Below are 10604 nucleotides of genomic sequence, written 5' to 3'. Positions count from 1 at the left end.
AAAAAAAAATATCTGCTCATCACAGACTTACTATGTACTTCCGCCCTTCGCCATCCTTATCCGCTTTTGACTGATAAGCACGCCATCAGACTCACTGCTGATGGTCAGTTCGGTTTTACCCTCCACACCATTACTGGCTTTCACAGGCCGAACTTTACTCACTACTACGGCGTCATCTGCCACCTCACACCGATTAACACCTTGAGTCTCCCCTTGAACGTTAACCACTTACTCTAAGTAAGTTTAGGTGTCAGGCTTCCCCAGTTACTGCACTGGCTCCCTGTTAGAAATTCCACCCTCAAGCACAAAACAGGACTGACCGAGTATCGGGCTTCGCGCTATTTTGCACGCTTACCCTCCTGCCTTGCCGAATCAGGTTCACTTTCGTTGTGTACCTCTAACTTCCTATGGCTTCCTTCAGACCCTGCCGTTAGCCAACAACGCCCTTGCCATTCGGATTATCTTCCCCTCAGTCAGGGTGATTCAGGTTTCTTCCAACCTGACGGGTTTGCCAGCTTCGCTGGGCAAACAAAAAAGCCGCTCATATGAGCGGCTTTTCTAAATACGTCAACGCTTACGCTTCAGCAATGATGATCACTTTAATAGAAGTGATTACGTCAGAGTGAATTTGTAGGTCGATGTCATACTCACCAGTTTCACGTAGTGTACCGGTAGGTAGTTTAACTTCTGCTTTTTCTACTTCAACGCCAGCAGCAGTAATTGCTTCAGCGATGTCGCGTGTACCAACAGAACCAAACAGTTTACCTTCATCACCAGCAGGTGCTGCGATAGTAACTTCAGACAATTCGTTGATTTTTTCAGCGCGTGCATTTGCAGCAGCTAGCTGCTCAGCAATTTTCGCTTCAAGTTCAGCACGACGTGCTTCGAACTTTTCAACATTATCTTTAGTTGCAGGAACCGCTTTACCCTGTGGGAAAAGGAAGTTGCGAGCGTAACCAGACTTTACAGTCACTTGATCGCCCAGGCCGCCAAGGTTGGCGATTTTATCTAGTAGGATGATGTTCATCTAAGCTACCCCTTAAGTTCGCCAATTACTTGTGTGAATCAGTGTACGGAAGCAACGCAAGAAAACGTGCGCGCTTAATCGCAGAAGACAGCTGACGCTGATACTTTGCGCTAGTACCGGTAATACGGCTAGGGACAATTTTACCGCTCTCAGTGATGTAGTTCTTAAGAGTAGCGATATCTTTGTAATCAATCTCAGTCACACCTTCTGCAGTAAAACGGCAGAACTTACGACGTCTGAAAAAACGAGCCATGGGTGTTCTCCTTAAGCGTTGTCTTCAGTGGTTTCAGTTTTCTTTTCTGCGCGCTCTTGGCGAGGAGCAGAATCGTCACGACGCTCACGACGAGGCTCTTCTTTCATCATTGGAGAAGGCTCAGTCACAGCGTTTTTAGTGCGCATAACCATGTTACGTAGAATCACGTCGTTGAAACGGAAAGCATTTTCCAGTTCATCAACAGCTTCTGCAGACGCTTCAGCATTGATTAGTACGTAGTGGGCTTTGTGCAGCTTTTCAATTGGGTATGCCAGTTGACGGCGGCCCCAATCTTCTAAACGATGAATCTGACCACCGTCTTGCTTAAGAATGGTAGTATAACGCTCGATCATACCAGGTACTTGTTCACTCTGATCAGGGTGAACCATAAATACGATTTCGTAATGACGCATTATAGCTCCTTACGGTTGTAGCCTCGACAGTACAGCCGACTGTATGGAGACAAGGAACGAATTGGGATGGCTGTAAGGGCGCGCATTATACGCACACGGGATTAATTGCACAAGCATTAATCACCTATAACGCGCCGCTTTATCTGTTTAGCTAAGTAGTTTAGCAGAGAATGTAAACACGGTAGCCTGCTGCGTTGATGTAACAGACAACTTACCTTGATGCGCTTGGGCGATTTGGGAGGCGATAAAAAGCCCTAAACCTAACCCGCCTGAAGGCGCATCACCTTCTTTGCGCCAGAAGGGTTGAAAGAGTTTTGCCTTTGTTTCTTCAGGAATTGGGGTTCCACCGTTCGCAACACTTAACGTAAACACACCGTTATTTTTGCCTGCGAAAACGTCGATGGGACGTTCTTTATCGCCATGAATAATGGCGTTTATCAATAAATTTGAAAGCAATTGTCCAATACGCTCAGGGTCGCAGAACAAGGTGCCCTTTATGTGAATATTAGTATTAATGGTGCATTCAGGGTGTAAGGTGGCAAGTTCGTTTACCGCATGCAATAACACAGGTTGCAGGCTATCAGTAGGACGAACGTCCAGAACGAGACCCTTGCCCATTTTGCCATGCGTAAAATCCATAACATCGTTTATGAGCCGCTTCATTTTGTGCACACTGTTATTCATACGTTTTAGCACTTTCTGCGCACTAGCCTCAGAAATAGTATCAGTGAGAAAATCTACGCCCATTTTTAACGATGACAAAGGGGTACGAATATCGTGGCCTAAAATAGCAATGTACTGCTCTCTTAGTTTGGCGGCTGACTGTTCGTCATACAATGCAGACTGCGTCATGCTAAGTTGATCGTTTGCCTCAAGTTCGCAGGAAATAAGCTCAGCAAAAGCTGAAATTTGATTGTCTATTTTGGCTGTTTTTAATGATGCAGGAACTGGATCTAACCCGCACAAGGTACCAAAAAATGTACCGTCAGTTTTATATATGGGGTAAGAAAAGTAACTCTCAAACCCATACATAGTAGGAATTGGACTGGTTTTATAAGCGCTATCTTTAGACGCTTCTTCTATGACGATAGCTTTTGCTGACTGACGTACTTGACTACAAAATGTGGTTTGTATTTCTAGTTCGTCACCGGGCTCTAAATTGAAATTCACTTTATCGAGAACTGAACACATCGTCCAATTGTCTTTTGTTACACGGGCTACACAAATAAAGCGCAACCCCGTAGCTTCAGACAAAATATTCATGATATAGGGTACCGCTTCAATGGCCTGAATAGCCGCGATATCTTGTTGAATAGCGTGTTGCATTGAGTCCCCTTTTGTAACGGCAGTCCGTTGGCTGTATTTTTATTCTCTAAAATAAAGCGGTTTAGGTGTGCACGCTATAGCGCAAAGCTTTCGAGCAAAACACCTGATGATGCAAAACAATGTCAGAATATCAGATTTTCATTTTACGTCTGCATAAAAATGACGATAGACGCCTAGCTTTGAAAATTTACCAAGGATACGGGAGGATATTAACATAGCAAAAAGCAAAATAACTGTTTATTTATACAGCTATTTGTTGTACAGTTTTTGAGTCTTTTCAATAACCAGGGGACCTACCATGGCCATTACTACACAGTATGTTGTTACGCACAAAGGGGTAGAAAAATTGGTAACTACCGATAAGAAAGAAGCAGATCAGTACGATAAAATGCTCGATGCAGCCGATAATTTAGCCGAGTATATTCAAGCGAAAGGGATCGCCCTTGATGACAGTGTTACCGAAGAGTTGACTATCATGCTGGCTAAAAACAAAGACAAAGTAAGCAAGATTTTTAAAGGCGCCAGCGCGCAAAGTGTGCTGGAAGACGAAAGCGCTGAAGTTGTTAAACTGAAAGCAAACGGCTAGACGCATTAGGCAAAGCTAGCCATTTAAAACGCTGAGTACAGTCTAATGACCTCGCCTTTTTCCCCGCCCTATGGCGTAAATAAAGTATGGCGTATAAAAGCACATACAAGGCGGGGACAAAGGCAAAAGTTTAGTTTATCTGCGGATGTGGGTACTAAACCGTGAAATAAGAGAATGCACCTCTTTGGCGGTTTCTTGCAAATCGGTACTCGCCTGTAAAGACGCTTCAGAGGCTCGCTGTGTTTCTTGCGCCCCATCAGCAACATCAACAAGTTGTTGGTTAATATGTTCAGCCACGGTACTTTGTTCTTCTACCGCAGAGGACATTTCTACCGTTGCGCCGGCGATCCCCGCTACCGCGTTGTTAATTTCCTTAAGTGCCACTCGCGTTTCTTCTACAATAGTCGTGCCATGCTCAGCAGACGCTAAACCTTGTGAGGAAACTTTAACCGCACGCTCAGTTCGGTCTTCTAACTCTTGTATTATATTGTGAATTTTATCCGTCGACTCTCTTGTTTTCGACGCCAAGGTTCTTACCTCGTCTGCCACTACCGCAAACCCTCGCCCTTGCTCGCCTGCCCGCGCCGCTTCAATGGCAGCGTTCAACGCTAACAAGTTGGTTTGTTCGGCAATGGTAGAAATTATACTCGCAGCTTCACCTATATCCGTGGTGGACTGAGCAAGCTCAGACACGGTCGTAGATATCGATTCTACGGCTTGGCGTAAACCTAAGATAGCTTGCATAGCTTCTTCGGCTTTCGCATTCCCAGTTTCTACATTTTCCGCCGCTGCGCGAGCACTTTCGGCGTTACTTTCCACTCGCTCAGCCACTTCTTGTATTGCTTGGCTCATTTGCGTTACCGCCGCAGCAATTTGTTGGGTAGCCTGATTTTGTTGCACAATGGCAGCACCCGTAGTTTCGGCTTGTTGGAACGTTGTAGAAGAGATGGTTTCTAAGCTACCTGAGGCGTCAGCTATCCGTGTAAGCGCAGTACGGGTACGTGCCAGCTCACAATTTAACGCAAGTTTTGCTTGTGCTACATAACTCACATCATCGTAATAAGTTTTTGCGATAAGCGCATTGCTATAACTTGCTGGGCTAATAGAAAAGAAGCCCTGCCAGGTTGACTCAACCTTAGCTTGCTGCCAGATTATCGTTATTAGCGTGGCGAACGCTGACATAGCCGCGGCTGAGCCCCCTGCATAGACACCGAGCCCTATTGTAAGTATGAGGCCAACCAGCAGCATGGGATAAATTTGACCTATATACGCTGCTAATTTAGCCCCAAAACTGATGGCTGATTTATCGTTTTGCATGCGTTCATAAATAGCAGTAGCACGTCTCTTTTCAGTGTCTAAGGCCGGTATTCTCACCGACTCATAACCTACCACTTCGCCTGCTTCATACACAGGCGTTATAAAAGCAGAGACCCAGTAATGATCGCCATTTTTACGCCTATTTTTAACCAGCCCTACCCAGCTGTTCCCCGCCTCTAGGGTTTGCCACATTTCTTTAAACGCGGCTTTTGGCATATCGGGATGACGTATAACATTGTGATTTTTGCCGACGAGTTCGTCGTATTCATAACCACTTACTTCTACAAACTCTTGATTGCAGTGTTGGATAACGCCACGTTTGTCGGTCGAAGAGATAAGGCGGTAATGGGAAGGAAACTGATATTCTCTTTGCGTGACCGAATGGTTATTTCTCATGCGTTGATATACTCTTTAAAAACATACTAATAGTGAGATAGGAAGCTTTAGGTATCTTATCGACTATACGTTAATAGCCTTTTTCAGGCTATGACTAGAATGCTAATAAAGTATAGTCGGCGTTTAACCTGCTATACCAACCTATCTAACAATGCTAAAACACGCTCGCTGGCTTTTTCCATTTCAAGCAATCTTGTATTTACTGCAGATGTATCGCCCGTTTGCACAGCTTCAATGGCCGCCACACCGCTACGATGAACCGCCGCATGGGGGGCCTCTAGCTCTCTAAATGCTGTATTTTGAGCTATAGGTGTACGTGCGTTTTCTTTATACCATTGTCCTAAACGACACTGTGTATGATCACTAAACTCGCTGGTTGGCTGTACGCTGTGCCCACAGATAACCGCGTAAACATCCGCTTTCCATACAACGTGATCTAATTTCACGGTTTGAATAAAGCTACGTAAGGCGCCCTCTGTAATGGTGTTTTTCATGCTTTCGCAATGGGTCACCATGCTTTCGTAGCTGTCGTTTAGCGAGTTAATACCAACTTCAAGCTCTTCGTTGTTGCCACGTAGTTCATTTACCCCAGATACCGCCTCAGCAGTAGACTGTATAATACCATTAACAAGCTCAGAAACTTCTGTTGCAGATTTATTGGTTTCGGTAGCAAGGGCGCGCACTTCATCGGCAACTACACTAAAGCCCCGTCCCGCATCGCCCGCTCTTGCCGCTTCAATTGCGGCGTTAAGGGCAAGCAAGTTGGTTTGATCTGAAATACTGGTAATGGTTGTCACGAATTTATTAATATTATCTGCCGTGGTAGATAAACCAGAGATACGCTCACTCATACTTACCATTTGGCTGTTCAACCCACTCATATCCTCAACTATCTTGCCAAGTACGTCCGAGGATTGGGTAAACAGTTGATTAATATCACTGATAGATTGGCTTTCTGCATCAATTTGCTGGTATGCCGCCAGTACTGTTTCTCTGATCCCCGATACCTGGCTCAACGCATCCACCATACACTGGGTTACCACCGACTCTTGGGCACGAGCCGCATTTGCTTCTAGCTCATCACATTGTGACTGCAATGTACGATTTTGCGCTTCTAAGGTCGCTATTTTATCTAAAGCGGCTTGATATTGGTTTTCTAACCTAGAAACCTGCGCTTCTTTCTCTTTGAATTTACTGCGAGCTACAAACATGACCTTACCCACTCATTTATTTATAAAAAATAGATTAACAGATTAATCGGCAGACTAGCCATTAGTCTGAAGTAGAATCTGCATTTATTTTAGCTGTGGTGCCTCTAACGATAACCCGCGGGGAAAGAATATGCTGCAACGACATTTTACCATCGCCATAGGCTTGATTAAGGATCCAACTCGCCGCCATTGCGCCTATCTCTCGAACTGGGTAGTCCACGGTGGTTAATTTAGGGGTTAAGTACGTAGCAAAATCTACATTATCAAAACCGATCACCGAGACATCTTCTGGTACCCGTTTGTTGTGTTTGCGCAGGGCACTAATAGCGCCAGACGCCATTTCATCGTTGGCACAGGCAATGGCAGTAAAAGTGACGTTATTGTCAAATAGCTCGTCAATGCATTTTTCGCCGGAATAAGCTTGGAAATTACCTTCTGCCACCATCTCTTCGCGAAAATCTAGTCCGCCATCGCGCAGGGCTTTTTTATGCCCAATAAGGCGATTGATACCATCAGCTTTAAAAAGTGCGCCAGCGGCGTAAGCAATCTGTTTATGGCCTAAATCGACGAGGTGCTGCGTTGCTAAATAGCCGCCAAGCACATTGTCTAAACTTATACATCTTTCGCCTATTTCTTCAATGTAGCGGTTTACCACTACGATAGGCACGTTTTGACTGGCGAGATCTATAAGATAGTCATCGCTTAGCGCTTCGACATGCAAAATTAATGCATCGCAGCGGCGCGATAACAACGCTTCAATTTCCTTTTTTTCCAGCACCTCATCACTGTGCCCGGTGACCACAAACATATGTTTATCGGCCTGGCGAAGAACCTTCTCCGATCCGGCCATCATAGCGCCGAAAAACGAGCCATGTAGTTCAGGTACTACATACCCTACCGTGTGGGTTTTATTGGACGCGAGAGATGCGGCGATAACATTGTGCCGATAGCCCAACTTCTCCATGGCATCAAGCACCTGTTTGCGGGTTTTTTCTTTAACTGTGTCAGTATTATTGATCACCCGCGAAACCGTAGCAGAGGATACGCCAGCTAATTCACTCACTTGCTTAATTGTAACCATAGTGTTCTTCGACGCACAAACGCTGCGTTCTAGCCCTTGCTGTTGCTGACAATTTGTCAGTATAAGATTAATCTTTTTCGGCGCTAAGCACTAAATGTTGCTGAATTGCCGCTACTTTTTTGTCGTTTAATGTATACCAGCGCATAATAATCGCAACGCCAATAGAAGCGAGCGCCGGTCCAATGCAAAATAGCATAACAATACCTTTAGCACTTTGCGGATCATATACTCCGGGTTGATAATTAAACGAGGCCAGTAACCACCCGGCAAGCGCGCCCCCTATTGCTAACCCAACTTTGATAAAAAACACCACAGTGGCATAAGTGAGCCCAGTCATTCTAAGGCCCGTTTTATATTCTCCATAATCCACCACATCGGCAATTTTCGACCATAACAATGGCGTTGCCATTTGCAAAAACAGCCCCCAAAAGAAATGCAAAGCGATGGCGGCGTACCACGCATCAAAGGGAACAAAGTAATTACATAAGCAGATAAGCGCACTAATAAGCTGTAAGCTGATATACACTTTTACTTTGCAAAACCGTTTCGCCACGGGGTTGGCAAGCGCACAGCCGATAATACTTCCTATCATCCCGGCAGTTACGAATAAGGTGGCCGATTCCGGTCTTAGCAATACATATTTAACATAATAAAGTGCCAAGGTGTTACGCATTATCAAGCCGGTAAGAAGCACAACGGCCACTACACATAATACACGCCACTGGTCGTTATTGTAGAGTGCGCGCAATTGGGTTTTGTAAGGTATCGCGGTTTCGTTTGAAGGCTTTACCCGTTCAGCGGTACCCATAAAGCAAAGTAGAAAGAGCACCATGCCTATTAGGCTCATTACCATCATGGCGCGTTGATAGCCGACTGCTTCATTCCCTTGGCCGAGCCATTCAACAAGGGGTAGCATTAGCGTAGTCACCAACAAACCGCCGCCCATGGCGAATACAAAACGGTAGGATTGAATGGAAACCCGCTCGGTTGTGTCGGCACTTAACACGCCGCCTAGCGCCGAATAAGGAATATTAATTGCGGTATACATCAGCATAAGAAGTGTATAGGTTGCGAACGCATATAGCAGCTTCCCTTCGTCGCTAAGCCATTGCGGGGACGTGAAAGCTAAAATGCTGCACAAAGCGAAGGGAAAAGCCAGCCACAATAAATACGGTCGATACGCGCCCCAGCGTGTGCGCGTACGATCGGCGAGGGAACCCATCAATGGGTCAGTAATAGCATCGAAGATACGAACCAATAAAAACATGCTGCCCACGGCCGCAGCAGATAAACCGACCACATCGGTATAATAAAACGTTAAGAACAGCATAACGGTTTGAAAAATGAAATTGCTTGCCGTATCGCCAAGTCCGTAGGCAATTTTCTCCCTAACGCTAATCATAAATACCACCGTTATTTTTTATTATAGATTTACTGTATCTTGCAGTTCGGCCAAAGCATAGTCACGTTCAAGGATTTCCTTACGCTGCCTGAGTAAATCTTGTAAACGTAGCGCACTTGCTTTAAGCGTACGCACTTGTGTATCGTAATCAACATAGACTATTCCAAAGCGCTTTTCATAACCTAACGCCCATTCAAAATTATCCAACAAGCTCCATACAAAATACCCTGTAATATTCACGCCTTGCTCTATCGCATCAGCCACAGCCTGAAGGTGAGTGGTAAGATAGGAAATTCGCTGTTCATCGTGCACCTCACCATTAGTGGTAAGAACATCATCACTGGCAAGACCATTTTCAGTAATGATAACAGGGGGAAGGTCAAAATCATTATGAAGCTGAAGCAATAGGTCGGTAAGCCCTCGTGGATAAACTTCCCACCCCATCGCGGTGGTTTCACAACCTTCTGGAGGCGGTAATTGACAGGGGTCAGCACTGCCGTCGTCTTTCACTTTCGCACGGGTGTAATAGTTAACTCCCAGGTAGTCAATGGAGGCGGCAATGATATCCATATCCCCCTCTTGTATAGGAGGCCTATGCTCAGAGGGAATATGTGAAATAAGTTCGGGATAGCACCCATGCATAAGTGGCTTGATATACCAGTCGTTATGATGGTCGTGGGCCAGCTTTGTCGCCCGTTTATCACTTTCGCTATCTGAATTTGCATAGAAAGGCGTGAAGTTAAGTACAATACCTGCTTCAATTAAAGGCGCATTCTGCCTTATCACTTTCATTGCTAATCCGTGGGCTAATAGCAAATGATGTATCGCCGTTTTACCATATTCTTTGCCAACTAAACCAGGAGCATGTACGCCCACTTCATAGCCTAAATAAGCGCTACAAAAAGGCTCATTCAAGGTGGCATATGAATACACTTTTTCGCCAAAGGCTTTAGTTACTACATCCACGTAGCGGGCAAAAGCAAACGCAGTATCACGATTTAGCCAGCCACCCTCGTCTTCGAGATGTTGGGGAAGATCCCAGTGGTATAGGGTGACATACGCTTTTATGTTTCGCTCGGCTAGTTTATCAAGCAGGCGAATATAGAATTCCAACCCTTGGTGATTTACAGAACCATCCCGCTTCATTATCCGCGGCCAGCTTACTGAAAATCGGTAGGCATCTACATTTAACGCGTTTATAATTTCAAGGTCTTCATCTAGGCGGTTTATGTGGTCGCATGCCACTAATCCGTGGGACCCATCCGCTATTTTTCCAGGCGTATCGCAAAACGTATCCCAAATGCTTACTTCTCGACTATCTGCATCACCTTCAATTTGAAAAGACGAGGTCGCGACACCAATTGTAAAGTCTGCGTGTGCAAACGGGGAACCAGGTTTGGCGAGAATTTGCATGAGTGAAAACCTTTCATCAAGTAAGTAATAACGATAATCTATTGCATCTAATAGGGGGTTAGCCTAACTCTCGCGAGTGCGGTCTTAAGAACACCCAAAAATGAAGATAATAGAGGGCTCAATAGCTTCCCTTACTGTCACACCTTCGGATAAAAAAATGTGGACGCCCTTAATTAACT

11 protein-coding genes are annotated in these 10604 nt (G+C 45.2%); 1 reads left to right on the top strand and 10 read right to left on the bottom strand.

Annotated features, from left to right (window positions below; all coding sequences use genetic code 11):
* Positions 1-30: 30 nt before the first annotated feature.
* The 5 genes from GTH32_RS16115 to GTH32_RS16095 all read right to left on the bottom strand — a co-directional run bounded on the left by GTH32_RS16115 (position 31) and on the right by GTH32_RS16095 (position 3019).
* Positions 31-228 (bottom strand): hypothetical protein, encoded by a 198-nt coding sequence (locus tag GTH32_RS16115; protein WP_163087548.1) that lies wholly within the window; start codon positions 226-228, stop codon positions 31-33.
* 346 nt (positions 229-574) lie between these two features.
* Complete coding sequence (rplI, locus tag GTH32_RS16110) at positions 575-1027, bottom strand: 50S ribosomal protein L9 (RefSeq protein ID WP_163087640.1); 453 nt, start codon at positions 1025-1027, stop codon at positions 575-577.
* Between the two features lie 25 nt (positions 1028-1052).
* On the bottom strand, positions 1053-1280 hold the full coding sequence (gene rpsR / locus GTH32_RS16105; RefSeq protein WP_012519954.1) for a 30S ribosomal protein S18: 228 nt from the start codon (positions 1278-1280) through the stop codon (positions 1053-1055).
* Between the two features lie 11 nt (positions 1281-1291).
* Positions 1292-1693: a 30S ribosomal protein S6 gene (gene rpsF, locus GTH32_RS16100; protein ID WP_163087638.1), complete on the bottom strand. Its 402-nt coding sequence runs from the start codon at positions 1691-1693 to the stop codon at positions 1292-1294.
* A 147-nt stretch (positions 1694-1840) separates the two neighbouring features.
* Complete coding sequence (locus tag GTH32_RS16095) at positions 1841-3019, bottom strand: GAF domain-containing sensor histidine kinase (RefSeq protein ID WP_163087636.1); 1179 nt, start codon at positions 3017-3019, stop codon at positions 1841-1843.
* Between the two features lie 298 nt (positions 3020-3317).
* Here GTH32_RS16095 and GTH32_RS16090 point away from each other — a divergent pair, with 298 nt between their 5' ends.
* Positions 3318-3605: a YebG family protein gene (locus GTH32_RS16090; RefSeq protein WP_163087634.1), complete on the top strand. Its 288-nt coding sequence runs from the start codon at positions 3318-3320 to the stop codon at positions 3603-3605.
* Between the two features lie 135 nt (positions 3606-3740).
* Here GTH32_RS16090 and GTH32_RS16085 read toward each other — a convergent pair whose 3' ends face one another.
* The 5 genes from GTH32_RS16085 to GTH32_RS16065 form a co-directional block, all read right to left on the bottom strand.
* Complete coding sequence (locus tag GTH32_RS16085; RefSeq protein WP_163087632.1) at positions 3741-5318, bottom strand: methyl-accepting chemotaxis protein; 1578 nt, start codon at positions 5316-5318, stop codon at positions 3741-3743.
* A 131-nt stretch (positions 5319-5449) separates the two neighbouring features.
* Entirely contained in the window at positions 5450-6529 is a 1080-nt protein-coding gene (locus tag GTH32_RS16080) for a methyl-accepting chemotaxis protein (protein WP_163087630.1), read from the bottom strand.
* 61 nt (positions 6530-6590) lie between these two features.
* A complete protein-coding gene (locus GTH32_RS16075; protein WP_163087628.1) occupies positions 6591-7610 on the bottom strand; it encodes a LacI family DNA-binding transcriptional regulator in 1020 nt (339 codons plus the stop codon).
* A gap of 67 nt (positions 7611-7677) precedes the next feature.
* Complete coding sequence (locus tag GTH32_RS16070) at positions 7678-9012, bottom strand: glycoside-pentoside-hexuronide (GPH):cation symporter (RefSeq protein ID WP_163087626.1); 1335 nt, start codon at positions 9010-9012, stop codon at positions 7678-7680.
* A gap of 21 nt (positions 9013-9033) precedes the next feature.
* Positions 9034-10425 (bottom strand): GH1 family beta-glucosidase, encoded by a 1392-nt coding sequence (locus GTH32_RS16065; protein WP_163087624.1) that lies wholly within the window; start codon positions 10423-10425, stop codon positions 9034-9036.
* Positions 10426-10604: the final 179 nt, after the last annotated feature.

The organism is Alteromonas profundi (genome assembly GCF_010500865.1).
Lineage (GTDB): Bacteria > Pseudomonadota > Gammaproteobacteria > Enterobacterales > Alteromonadaceae > Alteromonas > Alteromonas profundi.
Note: the sequence above shows the minus strand (reverse complement) of the source record. Positions and strands in the feature narration are given on the sequence as shown.